This window comes from Halanaerobium praevalens DSM 2228 (assembly GCF_000165465.1).
GTDB lineage: Bacteria > Bacillota > Halanaerobiia > Halanaerobiales > Halanaerobiaceae > Halanaerobium > Halanaerobium praevalens.
This window is the reverse complement of sequence record NC_017455.1, coordinates 90,831-110,452: the sequence shown is the minus strand read 5'-3', so window position 1 is coordinate 110,452 and position 19,622 is coordinate 90,831. Positions and strand designations below refer to the sequence as shown.

The window sequence follows — 19,622 nt, the reverse complement described above, 5'->3', positions numbered from 1 at the left end:
TAATTTATAATTAGCTCTTAATTAATTATTTACTTTAACTAATTTGCCAGCTTTAATTACTTTATCAACTATATTAACCCCAATATGATAAGATAAATGTTCATAAGAAGGAGCATCTAAAATTAGAAGATCACCTTTTTTGCCTACTTCTAGACTACCTACTTCTTGGGATTTACCCAGAGCAGCAGCTCCATTAATTGTTAAGGCACTCACTGCCTCTTCTATAGTCAGCTCCATATATAAAGTAGCCAGAGAAAACAATAAGGGTATAGACTCTGAATAACAGCTACCAGGATTAAAATCTGTAGCAAGTGCTACTGCTAATCCATTATCTAGCATAAACCTACCTCTAGCATATTCTTCTTTTAAACTAAAAGCAGTAATCGGCAGCAAAGTTCCAACTACTTGCTGAGCAGCCATTTCTTTTATTCCTTTATTTGAAGCCTTGAGCAGATGATCGGCTGATACTGCTCTTATTTCAGCTGCCAGTTCAGCTCCACCAACTTGAGCTATCTCATCTGCATGAATTTTTGACTTTAAACCCATTTTTTGTCCAGCTAATAACAATCTCCGGGCTTCAGTTGTTGAAAAAACACCCTGATCACAGAAAACATCACAGAACTCAGCTTCTGTTTTTTCCACAACAACTGGCATTAACTCTTCAATTAGATAATCAATAAACTCTTCATTTTTCCCTTTAAATTCTTTTGGTATTTCATGGGCTCCCATAAAGGTGGAAACAATATCTACTGGATGCTCATCATTTAATTCATCTGCAATTTGCAGCTGTTTTAATTCTGTTTCTAAATCTAAACCATAACCACTTTTAGCTTCAACAGTAGTTACTCCAAAAGAGAGCATTGAGTTTAAGCGCTTTAAAGAATCCTCTTTAAGTTTTTTTCTAGTTGCTTGACGAGTGGCTTCTACAGTTTTAACAATTCCACCACCACGCTCCATTATTTCAGCATAAGGTACTCCTTTTAAACGCCAATTAAATTCTTCGGCTCTTTCTCCTCCAAAAACAAGGTGAGTATGTGAATCAACAAACCCAGGTAATACTGATTTTCCAGCTGCATCTATAATTTCATATTCCTTTTCATTGATTTTTGGCAAAAGCTCTTCACTTTTAGCAATTTTAGTAATTATACCATCTTCAATTACCAAACTAGCTTCAGTTATAATACCTAAATCATTCATCTCTTTTTTTATTTTAGGAGCTTTCCCCTTACAAGTTACTAATTCTTTGGCATTTTTGATTAATAGTTTAGTCATTATAAGTCCTCCAGTAATCTGTTTTCCATAATCTGGTCACCAGAAAAATTTTCAACTCCTAAATAGTGTTCTGCTACATCAAATAAAGCTTTGGCTGGCAATAATCCAATTAATTCACTACCAATAATTTTAACACCATAACGCTCAGCTTCAAATTTAATCATTTCAAAAGATTGATATAAAGCAGTTTTAGTATAATCTGTCATATTCATTGAAACCTGAGTAATTCCTCTTTCACTTAAATCAATACCAATCGCCTTACAATAGCGAAGTCCACCTCCAGAATGACGAACCTTTCTAGCTATTGCATTAGCAATTTCTAAATTATCAGTATCTAAATTAACATTAAAGGCTACTAAAGGCATTCTGGCTCCAATAACTGAAGCTCCTGCAGTTTTATGTAATTCTGCTGGACCATAATCAGGTTTCCACTGCTCTTTTTTAATCTTATCAGAAAAACCTTCATATTCACCTCTTCTAATATTAGCTAAATTTTGACGCTCAGCTGTAGCTGCTGCTTCTTCATAGAGATAAATTGGCAGCTTAAGTTTTTCAGCAGCCTCTGCTGCAACTTCTTTGGCTAATTTTACTGCATCTTCCATATTAGTGCCGCGAATTGGTGTAAAAGGAACAACATCTACAGCTCCCATTCGGGGATGTTCTCCCTCATGTTGATTGAGATCAATAAGGTCTACAGCAATTTCCATCGCTTTTAAAACAGAATTTTTTAATGCTGAGCCATTACCAATCATTGTTACAACTAATCTATTATGATCTTTATCTGCTGAATAATCTAAGAGTTTAACTCCAGTTTCCTGTTTAAAAGGTTCTACTATCTTTTCAATTTTTTCTTGATCTCTACCTTCACTAAAATTCGGAATACATTCAAATATTTCAGCCATAAATAACCTCTCCTTAAAATATATTTAGTCTAAATTAGTTTTTATTTTAGTTTATAATTTTTGTCAATAAAATTAAGCTCTAATTCTTTTTTCAGTCATTTCATTAATTTCAGCTGCTAATTTTTCAGCCTCTTGTACTATTTGATCTGCTTTACTTTCAAGCTTTTCTGCAGCAGATTCATCTTTTAATGATTCAGCATTAATTAAGACATTATAATATCCACCTTTAACTGCAGTCAGTGCTAATAAAGCTCCTACACCTGCATCAGAAACAGCATTAACATTACCTTTTTCACTTATTTTAGTGCCCAGTTTAAGAATTTCTAAGCCTAGTTTCATTATTTTTAAAGGAGATTCAGCAGCTCCAACTAAGGCAGTTTGAATTGCTTTAGTTCTTTTTTCTTTTTCAGCTTCTGTATTTTTAGGCAACTTAAAAGCACTCATTACTTGTTTAAAACTCTCTGCATCTTCATCCATTAAATCTAGTGATTCTGTCTTTAATTTTGATAACTGAGCCCCACTCTGGCCAAAGCTATTTTCTTTAGTTAAATTAACTACCATACTATTTAAAGCAGCACTTAAAGCACTACATAAGCCAGCAACACTACCACCACCAGGTGTTGGTGATTTACTAGCTAATTTATCTGTAAATTCTTTTAAACTCGATTCAGCAAATTTCATATTTTAGCCTCCTTAGATTAATTATTATATTTTGCAAGTGATTTTGCTACTGTTTTTTTAATTAAATTTTCTTCTGGCTGATAAGGAAGAGTTACCTGACCTGTACCATGGTTTCTTTGATTCCAGTCTACCATAGTTTCAATTGCATGTTCATTTCTGGCCCAGGCTCTACGAGCAACACCACTGTGAACATCCCAGTCAAGGGCTGATTTGATAATATTATCTACCCTTTTACTACCATCAAGTACTAAACCAAAACCACCATTAAAAGCTTTACCAATTCCAACTCCACCACCATTACTTTCTACTGCTAGAGTCATTCCACGAGCACAATTACCAGCAAAACAATGAATTGACATTTCAGCCATTACATTACTTCCATCTTTAATATTAGCAGTTTCTCTAAATGGAGAATCTGTACCACTGACATCATGGTGATCTCTTCCTAACATCACAGGTCCTAATTTTCCTTCTCTAATTAGTTTATTAAACCTTAAGGCAATTTTAACACGTCCTGGGCCATCTGCATAGAGAATTCTAGCTTTTGATCCCACAACTAACTCATTTTCTTCTGCATCAGAAATCCACTGATAATTATCGTAATCTTGTGATCTCCGCTCTGGATCTATACAAGCCATTGCTGCTTGATCTGTAGTCCTTAAATCTTCATCTTCACCACTTAAGCAGACCCAGCGGAAAGGTCCATAACCATAATCAAAACAAATTGGCCCCATTACATCTTCAACATAGGAAGGAAAAATAAAGCCTTGACTTGGATTTTCAGGATTTTTAGCAATTTCTTTAACTCCTGCATCATAAATAGCTTTCATAAAACTATTACCATAATCAAAGAAATATGCACCTCGATCAACTAATTTACTAATTAATTGATAATGTTTAGTTAATGATTGATCAACAGCTTTTCTAAATTCAGCTGGCTGATTATTAAGTAATTTACGTCCTTCTGCAAATGTATAACCAACAGGACTATAGCCACCTGTATATGGCTCATGACATGAAGTTTGATCTGATAAAAGATCAACCTCTATTTTATTTTCCACAACATACTCTAAAAGATCTACTATATTACCATGATATGCTATCGAAATTTCTTCTCCACTTTTTTTATGCTGCTTTACCAAAGCAAATATTTCATCTAAATCAGCTGATACTTCACCAACCCAGCCCTGCTCATGTCTGGTCTGAATCCTAGATTCATCCACTTCGGCAATTACCCCAATTCCACCAGCAATCTCTACTGCTTTAGCTTGGGCTCCACTCATTCCTCCTAAACCAGAAGTAATATATAATTGACCAGATAAATCCTCAGACTGATCATTTCCCAAAAATTTACGCCCAGCATTAAGCAAAGTAGTATAAGTTCCATGTACAATTCCCTGTGGTCCAATATACATCCAACCACCTGCTGTCATCTGACCATAATTAGCAACACCTAAAGCTGCTGCTCGATTAAAGTTTTCCAAATCATCATACATACCAACCATTAAACCATTAGTAGAAATCACTCTAGGAGCACCTGGCTTAGATGGAAAAAGTCCTAAAGGATGACCAGACTGAACTACTAGTGTTTGATCATGTGTCATTTTCTGTAAGTATTTTTTCAACAATCGATACTGCATCCAGTTTTGACAAACCTGTCCTGTTTCTCCATAAGTTACTAATTCATAGGGATATAATGCTACCTCAAAATCTAAATTATTATCAATCATTAATTGTAAAGCTTTACCCTCTAAGGTCTGACCTTGATACTCTGTTATTGGTTTAGCCTTAATTTCTCCTTGAGGACGATATCGATATCCATAAATTCTACCATGTGTCAGTAATTCTTCCATAAATTCAGGTGCTAATTTTTCATGTAATTCATTCGGTATGTAACGCAAAGCATTTTTTAAAGCAAGCTCTATTTCCTCTTGGCTTAAATTTAATTCTCTTTTGGGAGCCCTTCTAATTCCTTTTTTAAACTCAGTTTTTGCTGGTAACTCTTTTGCTAATTTAATTTTCATTGCTTTAGCAACATCAAATTTCATTTTATATCCTCCTTCTTTAACTTAAATGAATATTTTTTAAGTTAAGTATACTCTATCAGCGTCAAAAAAATGTCAATAGTCAGATATTTTTTTATATTTGTATAATTATTGCTTTTTTAGCTTTTAAAAAAATAGAAAAACTTAATTTTATGAATATTTAAGGCTCAAACCTGCTGAATTTATTAAATCCAACAGGTTTTTAATTAAATTATTTAAATTGCTAGCTCAATTTCTTCGCCCAGCTCTAAGATTTTTGAATTACAACCAATCTGCTCAAACTTACTTGATAAACCCTTGGCCTGTAATAGCTCCTGTCTTTGCTCAGGATCATAATGATAAGGAACTGCCATAGTTGGATTTAGCTTTATTGCTTTTTCTAAATAATTTGAGAACTGATCATTAAAACAAGCTGTAAAAAGCAATTCAATTTTAGCTTCTGGATCTGGGTAATCAGAAGCATCAGCTGTATGATATAGTCCTTTATAAAAATAAGCTACAGCTTCTTTAGAATTATGACAATCCACTCCTAAAACTTTAATCTCTGCTTCTAATTGATCACCTGCTTTAATAACTTCTCCTTCAAAATCAAATTTATCATAAACAGATTGAGGAGCATAAATTTCAGTTTCTGCCTTAGTTATCTGCTCTAAATCTTCTGGATTAATATGATCAGCATGTTCATGAGTAATCAAAACCAAATCTGCTTTAAAATCTGTTTCAATCTTAAAACTAGGGTCAATTACAATTTTTTTCTGATCTTCAATTAATAAAGACGAATTTCCTAACCACTTAACTTTGATAATAATCATCTCCTGTTAAAATAATAAATCTAGCTAAGTTCATTTTAGCATAATCTACTAAATATCTAAAATGGCCCCTTAAAAAATTATTAGGAGCCATTAATTTATAGCTAACTTTTTAAGTATTTAATTCTCTGACATGCATTTCATCTCCAGCAGCAACTTTTTCTCCAATTTCAGAGGTAATTGTACTACCACTTTCAATTTCTTTAGTTTCAAAGTCATCAACTCCAACATAAGAGAAAACACGACAATTTCTAGCAATTGTTGTTCCTTCCGGTATTGTAGCTCTTTTGGCTATTACATTTAAACCATTGCTTAAAAGTTCAGGTTTATCTTTATTTGGCGTATAATCATCACCATAACCAATTCGAGAATTTGCCATAACTTCTACTTCTGTATCAATTATAGCCTTTTCAATCACCGAATTGCTTCTAATAATAGTATCATTAAAGATAATAGAGTCTTTTACTACTGCCCCTTCTTCAATATAAACTCCAGGACTAATAATAGAATTTTCTACAACTCCATTCACTATTGAACCATTAGAAACTAAACTTTTAGAAGCACAAGCTTTTTCACCAAACTTAACTGGGGGTCTTTCTTCACTTCTAGTATGCAGCTTCCATTCTTCATTATATAAATTTAAGCTTGGAATTGGATCAGTCAATTCTAAACTGCTTTCCCAATATGCTGCTAAAGTTCCAACATCTTTCCAATAGTCATCAAATTCATAAAGATAAACTCCTTCTTTTTCAATCATTGGTGGTATAATATGATGACCAAAATCAGAATCCTCTTCTGTACAATATTTTTCTAAAACATCTAATAAAACTTCTTTTTTGAAAACATAAATACCCATTGAAGCCAGATTACTGGGAGGATTTTCAGGTTTTTCAACAAAATCTGTTATTTTCATTTCCTCATTATAATCTAAAATACCAAAACGATTAGCATCTTCATAAGGAACAGGTTGGGCAGCAATTGTTAAATCTGCTCCTTTTTGACGGTGATATTCTACCATTTCTCCATAATCCATTTCATAAACATGATCTCCAGATAAAATAACTACATCTTCTGGAGCTTTATCTCTAATAAAACTTATATTCTTATAAATAGCATGAGCTGTTCCTTCATACCAACCTGTAACTCCTGGTTTACCTCTAAAAGGCTGGAGAATTGTAACTCCACCCATTCTCCGATCTAAATCCCAAGGTTTACCAATTCCTATATGGTTATTTAAGGAAAGAGGTAAATATTGAGTTAAAACTCCTACATTATAAATCCCAGAATTAACACAATTACTTAAGGCAAAATCGATAAGTCTAAATTTACCAGCAAAAGGGACACTAGGTTTTGCTCTATGAGTCGATAAAATATCTAGTCTAGTTCCTCTTCCGCCTGCTAAAATTAATGCTAATGTCTTCATAAAATACCCCCTGATAATTAAAAGTATAAAATTTTATCTAGCTTATATTTATATCTTAAATAAAATTGACTTAAATCCTTTTTTAATTTGTTTTATTAGTCTAATTAAGCATAAAATTCTGACTCAATCTTAGCTAAGGCTTCAGTTGCTTTGGCCTGGATAAATAAATCTGTAATATCATCTGTAAAATTAGACTTTTCGATATTTATTTCTAATATTTTTGCACCTTTGCTTTTGGCAACAACAGGAATTAAAGATGCTGGCTGAATTTCACCAGTTGTGCCAATTAGAATAAACAAATCTGCTTTTTCTGCTTCAGCAAAAGATAATTTCTCTTCTTCTTCGGGAATTGCTTCCCCAAAAAATACAAAATCAGGTTTAAGTACTTCTCCACATGTTTTACATTTTGGTGGTAGTTCTGACAACAATTCTTTAGTTAACTTATATCTTTTTCCACATTCATTACAAATTAAAAATCTAGAATTACCATGAAACTCTAAAACATTCTGACTACCTGCCTCCTGATGCAGATTATCTATATTTTGAGTAATAACAGTTTCTAAATGTCCATCTTTTTCTAAACGGGCAATAACCTGATGTGCTTTATTTGGTTCTGCTTTACCAAAATAATCATAAAAGATTTCTTTAATTATCACCCAACTAGCTTCAGGTGATTTATAAAAATTTCTTAAATCTAAAATTTTAGGATCATATTCATTCCAAAGTCCATTTTCACCTCTAAAAGGTGGAACTCCACTTTCTACAGAAACACCTGCTCCAGTAAAAACTGTTGTATGTTTTGAGTTTTTAATCAGGGCAGCAGCTTTTTGATATTGATTCATAATTATTCACCTCAAAACCATTATATCATATTTATTAGCTGAATAGTCAAAAAATTTTTTAATCTAAAAAATCATCTTTATCATCTGGAAAATCTCGCATAAACTCAACGGCTTTTTTGCTAATTTGAAAAAATTCCCCTCTTTGCCTTTCTCTAAAATAACTACTTTGTTTAAAACTAACAAATTCCTCTGCATTTATTTGATAAATTTCCATCAAACTCCAGCCCCAATCAAATTTTGAACCTTCTTCTTGGCTAAATATTTTTTTAGAGCTTAAAATATTTGCTACAGTATAATTTGTATGATTAAAGGGCTTTACTTTTTCATCTTGGTTATAAGTTATTAAAGTTTTTATTTGACTTTTATTTTTAGTTAAATCATCCTCAAATTTTAAATGTAAAGGATCTTTAGCTACAGCTTCTATTTCTTTTTTGCCTAAATAATATAAATTAAAATCATATAATATTTTCATTTTTAAATAATCATATTCTTTGACATCAGAAAAACGTCCTTTTACTTTTTTAACAGGATAAGAAATAGCTTTTCGCTTTTTTAAATTTTGTTTTAAATTATTTTTTATTAAAAGTACTATATCACCTTCAGCAAAATTATTTATTTCTGCTTTGGCTAAAGAGAGTTTTTCTTTTTCAGCACCTAATAAACTTTCTAATCTAATTTTAGTTTCAATTTTAGTTATTTGATAAAGATTAACATTATCTAAATAATTCATTTTATCTCGCTCCTTAGTTTTAAATTAACTCTAATTTTTTCCATTTTTTAAGCTTTTAAAGCTTAAATTTACAATATTGATTTCTAAAATAAGGATAAACTATTTTTTAAAACTTTTCTATAAAATATTTTACTTTTTTTAATTTAAAAAAGAAAATCTACCAGCTTAATTAGCCTGGTAGATTAAAATGATTTTTAACTATTTAATTCTTTTTTTATTTGTTCAGCTATTAGTTCTGCTTTAGTTCCAACTACAACTTGAGCATTAGACTTATTAGCTTTCATAACTCCAGAAGCTCCCAATTCTTTTAATTTAGCTTCATCTAAATTATCTGAATTTTTCACCTCTAGTCTTAATCTAGTAATACAAGAATCAACTCTTTCAATATTTTCAGCTCCACCTAAAGCTTCAATATATTGGGCTGCTTTTGTCTTATTCTTTGTATTGGTTGTAGACTGCTCAGATTCTGACTGCGAATCAGGCATTACACTCATATTGTTAGTTTCAGCTTCTCCTTCTACCCGGCCAGGAGTTGCAATATCAAATTTTTCAATTACAAAACGGAAAAGAGAATAATAAATAGCAAAAGCTGCAATTCCTAAAGGAATAATTAAGATTGGTTTTGTAGCTAAACCATAATTTAAAAAGTAATCAATTGCCCCAGCTGAAAAACCAAAACCATGTTGAATACCTAAAATATAAGTTACAACCATTGATAAACCAGTTAAAATAGCATGAATAACATATAAAACTGGTGCTAAAAACATAAATGCAAATTCGATCGGCTCTGTAATTCCAGTTAAAAAGGCAGTTAAACCAACACTTAAGAAAATACCACTAACAGCTTTTTTGTTTTCCGGTTTAGCTGCATGATACATTGCTAAGGCTGCTGCTGGCAGACCAAACATCATCATTGGGAAAAAGCCTGACATGAAAAATCCAGCTGAAGGATCTCCAGCAAAAAAGCGAGATAAATCTCCTGTAACAACCTCTCCTGCTGCGGTAGTAAATTCGCCAAAGACAAACCAAATAAAACTATTTAAAACATGATGTAAACCAAGAGGAATTAGTAATCTATTTAAAAATCCATATACAAAAACACCGATTGGACCTGCATTAATAATCCATTCTCCTGTTAGCTGAATTACATTTTGAATTGGAGGCCAAATATAACCAAATAAACCAGCCAATAAAACACTTGCAGCTCCTGTTACAATTGGTACAAAACGTTTACCACCAAAAAATCCTAAAAAATCAGGTAATTCAATATCATGATAACGATTATATAAAAATCCAGCCAAAAGACCACCGATAATACCAGCTAAAACTCCCATATTTATATCGCCATTAATAGCTTGGGTTGCATTAGTTAAAATAAAATAACTTACTGCTCCAGCCAAACCAGCTGCTCCAGAACTATCATGGGCAATTCCAACTGCAACTCCAATTCCAAACAATAAAGCTAAATTATCAAAAATTGCAGCCCCAGCGGCCATCACAAAAGGAATATCCAAAACATCACCAGCACCAAGTCTAAGTAGCAAAGCAGCTGCTGGTAAAACAGCAATTGGCAGCATTAAAGATTTACCTATCTTTTGCAAATTAGAAAATACTTTTTTCATTTTAAAACCTCCTGTTTTTAGTTGACTTAAATTAACAATTGACCTTGAGCTCAAATACAATTTGACCAACTACAAGCTATCTATATCAAAATTACAATTTAATGTAATTTTATTTTTTAAAGCTAATAAAAAAGCCGAAGAGAACCTACCACTCCTAGCAGTAATAGTATCTCTTCGGCTCTTGCCTGATTTAACAGTAACATGCCTGATTAAATTTAATCTATTAAACTTTAATTTTTGGATAATCAAAATATTTTAAACTAATTAAAATCCCTTTTTAAGCGCTGTAAATGTAAGGCTAAATACCCTTTTTCATCTTCTGGTACTTTATAATCAAATCTTTTTTCAATTATTTCTGCTAATTTACCAGCAATTTTATATGTTTCTTTAAAATCTTTTTTAATATTATCTAAAAGAGGATTATTATTATTTTCCCGACTTTCAATTCTTTCTAAAGCAAAACGTAAATGATTAACTAAACGAGCATAATTTAGACTATCATACTCTAATTTTTGATCTAATTCCAATTCTACCTTAGCAACTAAATCTTTGATAATTGAAGTGTTTTTAACTGTTTTAGAAACTTCACTATTATTTATTGCTCCATGAATATGAAAAGCTATAAAACCAATTTCCGCTTCTGGAATTTTAATTTTAAATGTAGTTTCCAGAATCTCAACAGATTTTTTGGCTAGTTGAAATTCTTTTTTATAAAGAGTTCTTGTTTCAACTAAAAATGGATTTGTTATTTCTAAACCTTCTCTTATTCTTTTTAAAGTAAAAGCAATATGATCAGTTAAACCAATTCGAATATATTGATTAATATCTTTATTTAGTTCTTGGTTAATCATTGTAATTATTTGCTCAGTTGCCTGAATAATTTTACTATCAACTTCCTCTAACAATTGAAAATAATTATTTCTTTTTTCGCCTGTTAAGGGAACAAATTCTTTTTCTATCTGATAGTCTTCTTTAGCAAAAACATCACCTTTTTTAGTAGCAAAACCAATTCCATTTCCCAGCAAAATAAATTCCTGCTGATTTTTATTTTTTTCTGCTAGAATGACATTATTATTAAATATCTTTTTAACTTTATATTTTTCTCTAACAGACATTTGATTCCTCCTAAACTTTAAACAGTTTCTTTTTTACTCTAAAAAAGAAAAATCTAGCAAAAAATAATAAACCACTTTTAAACAAAAATTTTAAATCGTGACTTTTATTTTCCCCTAGATTATGCCTGATCTAACAGTAACACTCTCATCTTTTTATTTATTTTCTTAATTATAACACTATTTTTCAGATTTTTCAAGTAATTATTCAGCTCTGTTTTATGAAATTAATTTTAAATTTAATTAATTATTCTACTTTCAAAAAATTCCACCTTAACTGTTTTTTAGTCTCATGTGATTTTATTAAAGCATATTCTGTTGCTAAAGAACCAAATATTTCAGTGAAAATTGAAGTAAGTAAAATAACATTTAAAATTAACATCGAAATATTAGCTACATCACCTTGAATGTGGATAAAATCTTTTTGAATTATAAAAGCTAAGTCAATAGTGATTCCAATTTGAGGAATTAAGCCAAAACCAATATATTTTTCTACATGCTCTGGAGCAGAAGATAACTTTGCTCCTAAGTGAGAACCTCCAATTTTACCCATTGCCCGCATAAATGTATAAGTAACTGCTATTATTAAAAAACTACTGTGGAACAGATTACTAATATCAATTTTAGTACCGGCTAAAATAAAAAAGGTCGATAAAAGTGGTACAGTTAAAATATCTATTTTATCTGAAACATTTAACCTCCGCTGAGGTACATTCCGGTAAACAAAACCAACTGTTAAATTAGCAAATAAAGGTGAAATATGTAAAAAGACTGCTGAAGCTGTAGTTCCCAATATAGTTGCTAAGATTAATAATATTTTTCTGGTTTCAGAACTACATTTAACCATTAAATATTGAGAAATATAACCAATAATTAAACCTAATAAAATTGCAGCAGCTATTTTAAGAAAAGGCTCAATCAGCATGTTAGTGATGGTTAATTCTAATTCTGGTGAAGCTAATATGTAAGATAAGGGTTCCATAAAAGAAAAAATTAATAGAGCTAAAAATTCATCTAAGGCCAGAACTACCATCAAAGTAGCTGAAAACTCACCGGGAATTCCATATTCTTTTAAAACCATAACTGTAGCAGCGGGAGCTGTAGCTGTAGCTATAGTCCCAAAAAGAATTGCCACAAAAAGCTCTTTCCCCAGCAAAAGCATTGCCCCTGTTACTAAAACAAAAGCACCTATAGATTCAAAAATCACTATTAAAGTTAATTCTAATTCTAACTGTTTTAAAATTTTAATATATAAAGAAGTTCCAATTCCAAAAGAAATAAAAGAAACTGCTAAAACGGTAATAAAATTAAGGGTATTCAATAAATAATTATACCAAGCTAAAAATTCTTTCGAAAGAAAAGCAAAATTACTAACTACACTCTGACTAAAGATTGTTCCCAAAAGAATATAGCCAACAACACTTGGAATCCGAAATTTATCTGTAATTGTCTTAATTATAAAAGCTGTTAAAAATAAAATAGCTAATAAATAAATTAATTTGTGACTTTTATGATTCAAGAGCATCCACTGCTGTAAATTATTTAAGCTACCTAAAACCTCGAAATTATTAATTTATACCACCTTCTTTTTATTTATATTTTTTAAAAATAGTTTAAACTCAGATGATATTACATTATATATTATAACATAGATTTTCAGCATTTACTAAATAATTCACATAAAAAAGCATTTACCATTAATTTTAAATTTTAATAGTAAATGCCTGTTTAAAATTCTATGATTATATTTTTAAATCTACTTTTAGCTAACTATATTTTTAGTGTCACGAGCAATAACTAATTCTTCGTTTGTTGGGATCACCATCACCTTAGTTTTAGCATCAGCACTGCTAATTATTTTTTCTTCTCCCCGACAATTATTAGCCTGTTCATCAATTTCTATACCTAGATATTCTAAGCCTTTTAAAATCTCAGTTCTAGTTTCAATTGCATTTTCACCTATTCCAGCTGTAAAGACTACTGCATCTACTCCGCCCATTACTGCTGCATAAGCTCCTATATATTTTTTAACTCGATAATTAAAAATCTCTAAAGCTAACTCTGCCTGCTCATTTCCTGCTTCAGCTTCTTTTTCAATATCTCTCATATCACTACTAACCCCGGAAGCTCCAGCTAAACCACTTTTCTTATTTAAAATATTATCTATTTCAGCTGGCTTTAAATCTTCTTTTTCCATAATAAAAGGTACTATAGCTGGATCAATGTCTCCACAGCGAGTTCCCATTACTAAGCCTTCTAAAGGAGTAAAACCCATGCTAGTATCAATTGATTTACCATTTTTTACAGCTGCCATACTGGCACCATTACCTAAATGGCAGGTAATAATTTTAAGTTCTTCTAAATCTTGATCTAAAAGTTCAGCTGCTTTTTGAGCAACATAACCATGTGAAGTACCATGGAAACCATATCTTCTAACTCCATACTTTTTATAATACTCATAAGGAAGAGCATAAAGATATGCTTTTTCGGGCATTGTCTGATGGAAAGAAGTATCAAAAACACCTACTTGAGGAGTTTGAGGCATTAATTCTTGGCACACTCTAATCCCCATTAAATTAGCGGGAGTATGCAGAGGTGCTAAATCAGACATTGCTTCTACCTCAGCCAAAATTTCTTCATTTAATAAAATTGAGCTGTCAAATTTTTCTCCACCGTGAGCAACTCGATGTCCTACAGCTTTGATTTGATCCATACTCTCTAAAACACCGTGCTCAGCTGCTAAAAGATTCTCAATTAATAATTGTATTCCAGCTTTATGAGTTTTAATTTCTGCTTCTATCTTTAACTCTTGTCCTTTATTATTTTCATATTTCAAAAATGAATTAGCAATTCCAATTCTTTCAATAATTCCTTCTGCTAAAACATTTTCTGTTTCCATCTCAAAGACTTTATATTTTAAAGATGAACTACCACAATTGATTACAAAAATTTTCATTAATAACACTCTCCACTTAATAGAATTTAAAATTATTATCAAAAAAAAGACCGCTGGTATTTTCAAGCCAGCAGTCTTCATTAAGCACTAATTTACTTCTCTTTTTCTCCACATCTGATTAACAATTTTTCCCAACGATGATCTACTTCTGCTTGCATTTCTTCAATCATATCTTTTTTCTCAGATTTTGTGATATGCTTAAATCTTCCTTGAGCTTCTAAGAACTTTTCTATTGGCATTTTTTCTTTCGGCTTATAGTTTAACTTCCACTCACCATTTTCAATCTCAAACATAGGCCAGTAACAAGTTTCTACAGCCAATTTACAAAGTTCCATCATTTTTTCAGGTGGATATCTCCAACCTCTTGGACAAGGAGCCATTACATTTAAGAAGGTAGCCCCTTCTGTATAAATTGCTTTTTTAGCTTTTTGATGTAAATCTTTAAAATTACCAATAAATGTTGTTTGAGCTACATAAGGTAAATTATGATCAGCCATAATTGCAGTTAAATCTTTACGATACTGACTTTTACCTTTTTTCTCAGTTCCAACTGGAGTTGTTGTAGTATCTGCAAATCTAGGAGTAGCTGAAGATCGCTGAATACCTGTATTCATATAAGCTCCATTATCATAACAAACATAAGTCATATCATGGCCTCTCTCCATGGCTCCTGATAAAGACTGGAAACCTATATCATATGTTCCACCATCTCCACCAAAGGCAATAAACTTATGATCTTTATCATTAGCTAATTTACCTTGTTTTTTTAGGGATTGATAAGCTGCTTCAGCTCCACTAGTTGTTGCACCTGCATTTTCAAAAGCATTATGAATAAAAGAGTCTTTCCATGCTGTATATGGATACATAAAGGTTGAAACTTCTAAACATCCTGTTGCACATCCAATTACTGCTTCATCATCTTCCTCTAAAGCTCTGAGTACTGCTCTAACAGCTACTGGTGCTCCACAACCAGCACACATTCTATGTCCACCTGTTAATCTTTCTTCTTTTTCCATTTCCTGCTTAAAATTATATTTTTCTGTCATATCCCTTCACCTCCTGAGTTTTTATTCTCTTAATCCTAAATATCTATATCTATTTTTAACTTCTCCGGCTTTTTCAATTTCCATTAAATCATTAAAAACACTTTCTACTGATTCAATTGTTACATCACGGCCACCTAAGCCATAAATATAACTAATTAATTCTGGTCTTTCTGCTAAAGGATAAAGTGCTGCAGATGTTTCGTGGAAAACTGGTCCACCTGCTGTAGAAAAGGTTTCTGATCTATCCATTACCGCTACATACTTAATATCTTTTAAAAGTTCAGTTAATTTTTCAGCATTAAAAGGACGGAAAACTCTTATTTTTAAGAGACCAACCTTTTTACCTTCTGCTCTCATTTTATCAATTGCTGCTTTTGCTGTACCTGCAGTTGAGTTTAGAACAACCATTGCATAGTCAGCATCTTCTAATTTATATGTTTCAAAAAAATCATATTCTCGACCTGAGATTTCTTTAAATTCAGCTGCAATTTTTTCAATTACTGCTTTTGCATTTTCCATAGCTCTATTTTGTTGATATTTATGCTCCATATAGTAATCAGCAGTATCATATGGTCCCATAGCAATTGGATTATCTTTATTTAAAAGATATTCCTTAGCTTGATAATCTCCCACAAAATCTTGTACTACTTCTTTTTCCAAAAGCTCTATATTTTCTATAGCGTGACTAGTAATAAATCCATCTTGACAAACCATAACTGGAAGTTGAACATCTTCATGTTCTCCAATTCTAACTGCTTGAATTAAATTATCATATGCTTCCTGATTATCCTCTGAATAAAGCTGAATCCACCCAGAATCTCTAGCTCCCATTGAATCACTATGATCAGCATTAATATTAATTGGACCTGATAAAGCTCTATTTACTACTGAAAGAATAATTGGCAGTCTAGATGAAGAAGCTATATAAAGTTCTTCAAACATTAAGGCTAATCCACAAGAAGAAGTTGCAGTAACTGTTCTGGCTCCTGCTGCTTGAGACCCAACACAAGCTGACATTGCACTATGTTCTGATTCTACTGGTACAAATTCTGTGTCTACACTTCCATTTGCTACATATTTAGAAAAATACTGTGGTATTTCTGTTGATGGTGTTATTGGAAAAGCAGCCATTACATCTGGGTTAATCTGTTTTAAAGCTATGGCAGCTGCTTCGTTTCCTGATAATTTTTCTCTAATGCTCATTTTATTACCTCCTTATTCTTGGCCTTCTGGAACCATTTCTATTGCATCTACTGGACATACTTCAGCACAAATTGCACATCCTTTACAGTGATCATAGTCAAATTCTAGCCTTTGACCATCTTTGACAGGAATTGAACTATCTGGACAAACCGGTGCACATAGCAAACATTGAATACATTTATCTTCTTTAAATATTGGTTTGTTTACTCTCCAATCTCCTGTATTAAACTCAGCTGCATTACCTGTGTTATAAATAGTTCCTCCAGGAGTAACTTCTTTCCAGTTAGACTTTTCGTTAATCTTAACCATGTGTCTTCACCTCTTTTAAAGCTCTTTTTAATGCTGCTACATTACCCTCTATAACTTCTGGCTTAGAAGCAAATTTTTTCTTAAATAAATTGCCCATTTCTTCTATAAAATCATTCTCAGGCATTATTTCTGCTACCTTCACTAAACCTGCTAACATTGGGGTATTTGGAAAATATCTACCTATTGTTTCCATTGAAATTTCTCTTGCATCTACTGTATATAATTCACCTTGATATCCTTTTAATTTCTCTCTAATTTTTTCTCCAGCTTTAGCTGTATTCACAACTATTGCTCCATCTTCTTTTAAACCTGCTGTAACATCTACACTTTCTAAAAGTGTTTCATCTACTACAACTACATAATTCGGGTTGTAAATATTAGAGTGAACTCTTATTTTTTCATCACTAATTCTATTATAGGCTGTAATTGGTGCTCCCATTCTTTCTGGGCCATATTCTGGAAACCCCTGTACATATTTGCCGGTAGAAAAAGCTGCATCTGCTAAAAGTAGAGAAGCAGTTTTTGCTCCCTGGCCGCCTCTACCATGCCATCTGATCTGCATCATATCTCTTACACTTCCCTTCTGGTTTTGGTATAACTTTAATCTCATTTATATAATAATGCATATTTTATACCTAAAGCTTAAATTATTAAAAATTTTCTTTATTTTTGCTTTTAATTAAATTAAAAGCCTTTTAAACAATAAATATCTGTTAATAATTTTCAAATAAAGTTTAATAAGTATATATTTTCTTTAATTTTATTTATTTATTAAAATAAATTGTAAATAATATTTTACAGTAATTTAAAATTAATTATAAACGACTATAATCTATTATAAACAAGCTAAAACTCTTAGAGAGCTTATAAATAAAATTAATCTTTGTTAAGAAAAATTAACAATGTTCATTTTTTTTAACTTAATTAAACTTTTTTGACTCAAAAAGTTCTCAAGCTCTAAGCACAACTTGAGAACTTTGAATCAAAATTAAATAATTTATTTAACTGCAATTAATGAAATTTCAACTGCAACACCTTTAGGTAATCTACCTACTTCTACACAAGCTCTTGCAGGTGGTTCCTCTGTAAAATATTCAGCATAAATATCATTAACTGTAGCAAAGTCATTAATATCATCTAAAAATATTTCTGCTTTAACAACATCTTTAAAAGTGCAGTCAGCTGCTTTTAAAACTGCTTCTAGATTTTTTAAAACTCTTTTAGCTTGAGCCTCAGCTCCACCTTCAATAATTTCTTGTGTTGCTGGATCAATAGCTATTTGTCCTGATAAATAAACTGTATTACCTGCTCTAACTGCCTGTGAATATGCACCTACAGCTGCAGGTGCTTGATCTGTATGAATTATTTCTTTTGCCATTGTAAATTCCTCCTATTAGTTTGCTTTAATTTAATGTAAATTTTTTATTTGATAATTATTTTCTTTTAAAACTTGCTGTATTTTTTGGATATGTTCTTCATTTTTAGTTTCTAATGTTAGCTGAACCTTAGCACTTTTTAAAGGTGTATCAGGTGCTAATCGATCATGATTAATAGAAACTACATTTGCTTTAGTTTCAGTAATAGTAGATAATAAATCTCTGAGTGAACCAGGTTTATCAGAAAGATAAGTCTCAAAAGTGATTTTGCGACCAGCTTTAATTAAACCACGCTCAATAATTGTGGCAACCATGTCTAAATCTATATTACCTCCACTTAATACTATTGCTACTTTTTTACCCTGAATATTGATCTTATTATTTAAAACTGCAGCTAAAGTTGTTGCACCTGCTCCTTCAACAATTAATTTAGCTCTTTCCATTAATAATAAAATAGCATGAGCTATTTCTTCTTCTTCAACTGTTACTACATGATCAACATATTCAGAAATAATTTTATAGGTTAGATCACCAGGTGTTTTAACGGCTATGCCATCAGCTATTGTATCAACTCCATTTAAATGGGCTAAACAGCCTTGTTTCATTGACTCAGCCATACAAGCTGCATTTGCTGACTCAACTCCAATCACTTCAATATCTGGATTAGATTCTTTAAGGGCCACTGCAACTCCTGAAAGTAAACCACCTCCCCCAATTGGAGTAATTACCACATCAATATCTGGTACTTCTTCTAAAATTTCAAGCCCAATTGTACCTTGACCTGCAATAACATCTGGATCATTAAAAGCTGGTATAATTGTGGCTCCAGTTTCTTTGGCAAATCTTTCTTCCTCAGCATGTGCTTCATCATAACTTTCTCCACTTAAAATAACATCAGCTCCATAACCTTGGGTCGCATTAATTTTAGCAATCGGAGCTCCAATAGGCATAACTATTGTAGATTTAATCCCCATTTTAGAAGCTGCTAAAGCAACCCCCTGAGCATGATTACCAGCTGAAGCGGCTACAACTCCATTTTTCTTTTCTGCCTCAGTTAAGTTGCTTATTTTATTATAAGCCCCTCTAATTTTAAAAGAACCAGTTCTCTGTAAATTTTCTAGCTTTAAATAAATTTGATTTCCACTCATTTTACTAAAAGTTCTAGAATGATCTAGCTTCGTTTTCAAAGCAACATCTTTAAGTTTTTTGCGAGCTTTTTTAATATCATCTAAACTAACAACAGCCATTATTTATCTCCCCCATAACTAAGCTGGACATTATTTTTACTAATTAA

The 19,622-nt window shown here is 31.6% G+C and carries 18 protein-coding genes; all 18 read right to left on the bottom strand.

Annotation, left to right across the window (positions count from 1 at the left end; genetic code table 11):
* Window positions 1-21 precede the first annotated feature (21 nt).
* Window positions 22-1,272, bottom strand: coding sequence for an imidazolonepropionase (hutI, locus tag HPRAE_RS00490; protein WP_014552284.1), 1,251 nt, complete (start codon window positions 1,270-1,272; stop codon window positions 22-24).
* On the bottom strand, window positions 1,272-2,174 hold the full coding sequence (gene ftcD, locus HPRAE_RS00485; protein WP_014552283.1) for a glutamate formimidoyltransferase: 903 nt from the start codon (window positions 2,172-2,174) through the stop codon (window positions 1,272-1,274). The genes hutI and ftcD overlap by 1 nt, the downstream gene beginning before the upstream one ends.
* A 72-nt stretch (window positions 2,175-2,246) precedes the next feature.
* Entirely contained in the window at window positions 2,247-2,855 is a 609-nt protein-coding gene (locus HPRAE_RS00480) for a cyclodeaminase/cyclohydrolase family protein (RefSeq protein ID WP_014552282.1), read from the bottom strand.
* 17 nt (window positions 2,856-2,872) lie between these two features.
* Window positions 2,873-4,903 (bottom strand): urocanate hydratase, encoded by a 2,031-nt coding sequence (locus HPRAE_RS00475; RefSeq protein WP_014552281.1) that lies wholly within the window; start codon window positions 4,901-4,903, stop codon window positions 2,873-2,875.
* Window positions 4,904-5,115: 212 nt separating this feature from the next.
* A complete protein-coding gene (locus HPRAE_RS00470) occupies window positions 5,116-5,712 on the bottom strand; it encodes an MBL fold metallo-hydrolase (RefSeq protein WP_014552280.1) in 597 nt (198 codons plus the stop codon).
* A gap of 109 nt (window positions 5,713-5,821) precedes the next feature.
* Window positions 5,822-7,132 carry a glucose-1-phosphate adenylyltransferase gene (locus tag HPRAE_RS00465; protein ID WP_014552279.1) on the bottom strand — a complete coding sequence of 437 codons (1,311 nt, stop codon included), beginning with the start codon at window positions 7,130-7,132 and terminating at the stop codon, window positions 5,822-5,824.
* 104 nt (window positions 7,133-7,236) lie between these two features.
* Window positions 7,237-7,974 carry an SIR2 family NAD-dependent protein deacylase gene (locus HPRAE_RS00460; protein WP_014552278.1) on the bottom strand — a complete coding sequence of 246 codons (738 nt, stop codon included), beginning with the start codon at window positions 7,972-7,974 and terminating at the stop codon, window positions 7,237-7,239.
* A 58-nt stretch (window positions 7,975-8,032) separates the two neighbouring features.
* Entirely contained in the window at window positions 8,033-8,704 is a 672-nt protein-coding gene (locus HPRAE_RS00455; protein ID WP_014552277.1) for a hypothetical protein, read from the bottom strand.
* Window positions 8,705-8,898: 194 nt separating this feature from the next.
* Window positions 8,899-10,326 (bottom strand): N-acetylglucosamine-specific PTS transporter subunit IIBC, encoded by a 1,428-nt coding sequence (gene nagE / locus HPRAE_RS00450; RefSeq protein WP_014552276.1) that lies wholly within the window; start codon window positions 10,324-10,326, stop codon window positions 8,899-8,901.
* A gap of 260 nt (window positions 10,327-10,586) precedes the next feature.
* Complete coding sequence (locus HPRAE_RS00445) at window positions 10,587-11,441, bottom strand: BglG family transcription antiterminator (RefSeq protein ID WP_014552275.1); 855 nt, start codon at window positions 11,439-11,441, stop codon at window positions 10,587-10,589.
* Between the two features lie 244 nt (window positions 11,442-11,685).
* The gene (locus HPRAE_RS00440) at window positions 11,686-12,963 is read right to left on the bottom strand and encodes a cation:proton antiporter (protein ID WP_041606868.1); all 1,278 of its coding nucleotides are present in this window, start codon (window positions 12,961-12,963) and stop codon (window positions 11,686-11,688) included.
* A 237-nt stretch (window positions 12,964-13,200) separates the two neighbouring features.
* The gene (locus HPRAE_RS00435) at window positions 13,201-14,394 is read right to left on the bottom strand and encodes an acetate/propionate family kinase (RefSeq protein ID WP_014552273.1); all 1,194 of its coding nucleotides are present in this window, start codon (window positions 14,392-14,394) and stop codon (window positions 13,201-13,203) included.
* Window positions 14,395-14,486: 92 nt separating this feature from the next.
* Window positions 14,487-15,440, bottom strand: a complete 954-nt coding sequence (locus tag HPRAE_RS00430; protein ID WP_014552272.1) for a thiamine pyrophosphate-dependent enzyme — start codon at window positions 15,438-15,440, stop codon at window positions 14,487-14,489.
* 21 nt (window positions 15,441-15,461) lie between these two features.
* Window positions 15,462-16,643: a 2-ketoisovalerate ferredoxin oxidoreductase subunit alpha gene (porA, locus tag HPRAE_RS00425; protein ID WP_014552271.1), complete on the bottom strand. Its 1,182-nt coding sequence runs from the start codon at window positions 16,641-16,643 to the stop codon at window positions 15,462-15,464.
* A gap of 12 nt (window positions 16,644-16,655) precedes the next feature.
* On the bottom strand, window positions 16,656-16,952 hold the full coding sequence (locus HPRAE_RS00420; RefSeq protein WP_014552270.1) for a 4Fe-4S binding protein: 297 nt from the start codon (window positions 16,950-16,952) through the stop codon (window positions 16,656-16,658).
* On the bottom strand, window positions 16,945-17,517 hold the full coding sequence (locus HPRAE_RS00415) for a 2-oxoacid:acceptor oxidoreductase subunit gamma family protein (RefSeq protein WP_041606866.1): 573 nt from the start codon (window positions 17,515-17,517) through the stop codon (window positions 16,945-16,947). Before HPRAE_RS00415 ends, HPRAE_RS00420 begins: the two co-directional genes overlap by 8 nt.
* Before the next feature lie 432 nt (window positions 17,518-17,949).
* Window positions 17,950-18,330, bottom strand: coding sequence for a RidA family protein (locus tag HPRAE_RS00410; protein ID WP_014552268.1), 381 nt, complete (start codon window positions 18,328-18,330; stop codon window positions 17,950-17,952).
* Window positions 18,331-18,360: 30 nt separating this feature from the next.
* Window positions 18,361-19,575 (bottom strand): threonine ammonia-lyase, encoded by a 1,215-nt coding sequence (ilvA, locus tag HPRAE_RS00405; protein ID WP_014552267.1) that lies wholly within the window; start codon window positions 19,573-19,575, stop codon window positions 18,361-18,363.
* Window positions 19,576-19,622: the final 47 nt, after the last annotated feature.

Bases quoted from the DNA above. Each gene is read 5' to 3' on its own strand.
- HPRAE_RS00465 (WP_014552279.1), bottom strand. From the start codon at position 7,132: ATGAAGACATTAGCATTAATTTTAGCAGGCGGAAGAGGAACTAGACTA.
- hutI (WP_014552284.1), bottom strand. From the start codon at position 1,272: ATGACTAAACTATTAATCAAAAATGCCAAAGAATTAGTAACTTGTAAG.
- ftcD (WP_014552283.1), bottom strand. From the start codon at position 2,174: ATGGCTGAAATATTTGAATGTATTCCGAATTTTAGTGAAGGTAGAGAT.
- HPRAE_RS00445 (WP_014552275.1), bottom strand. From the start codon at position 11,441: ATGTCTGTTAGAGAAAAATATAAAGTTAAAAAGATATTTAATAATAAT.
- HPRAE_RS00460 (WP_014552278.1), bottom strand. From the start codon at position 7,974: ATGAATCAATATCAAAAAGCTGCTGCCCTGATTAAAAACTCAAAACAT.
- HPRAE_RS00455 (WP_014552277.1), bottom strand. From the start codon at position 8,704: ATGAATTATTTAGATAATGTTAATCTTTATCAAATAACTAAAATTGAA.
- HPRAE_RS00410 (WP_014552268.1), bottom strand. From the start codon at position 18,330: ATGGCAAAAGAAATAATTCATACAGATCAAGCACCTGCAGCTGTAGGT.
- HPRAE_RS00475 (WP_014552281.1), bottom strand. From the start codon at position 4,903: ATGAAATTTGATGTTGCTAAAGCAATGAAAATTAAATTAGCAAAAGAG.
- HPRAE_RS00480 (WP_014552282.1), bottom strand. From the start codon at position 2,855: ATGAAATTTGCTGAATCGAGTTTAAAAGAATTTACAGATAAATTAGCT.
- HPRAE_RS00435 (WP_014552273.1), bottom strand. From the start codon at position 14,394: ATGAAAATTTTTGTAATCAATTGTGGTAGTTCATCTTTAAAATATAAA.
- HPRAE_RS00470 (WP_014552280.1), bottom strand. From the start codon at position 5,712: ATGATTATTATCAAAGTTAAGTGGTTAGGAAATTCGTCTTTATTAATT.
- porA (WP_014552271.1), bottom strand. From the start codon at position 16,643: ATGAGCATTAGAGAAAAATTATCAGGAAACGAAGCAGCTGCCATAGCT.
- nagE (WP_014552276.1), bottom strand. From the start codon at position 10,326: ATGAAAAAAGTATTTTCTAATTTGCAAAAGATAGGTAAATCTTTAATG.
- HPRAE_RS00415 (WP_041606866.1), bottom strand. From the start codon at position 17,517: ATGATGCAGATCAGATGGCATGGTAGAGGCGGCCAGGGAGCAAAAACT.
- HPRAE_RS00440 (WP_041606868.1), bottom strand. From the start codon at position 12,963: ATGCTCTTGAATCATAAAAGTCACAAATTAATTTATTTATTAGCTATT.
- HPRAE_RS00420 (WP_014552270.1), bottom strand. From the start codon at position 16,952: ATGGTTAAGATTAACGAAAAGTCTAACTGGAAAGAAGTTACTCCTGGA.
- HPRAE_RS00430 (WP_014552272.1), bottom strand. From the start codon at position 15,440: ATGACAGAAAAATATAATTTTAAGCAGGAAATGGAAAAAGAAGAAAGA.
- ilvA (WP_014552267.1), bottom strand. From the start codon at position 19,575: ATGGCTGTTGTTAGTTTAGATGATATTAAAAAAGCTCGCAAAAAACTT.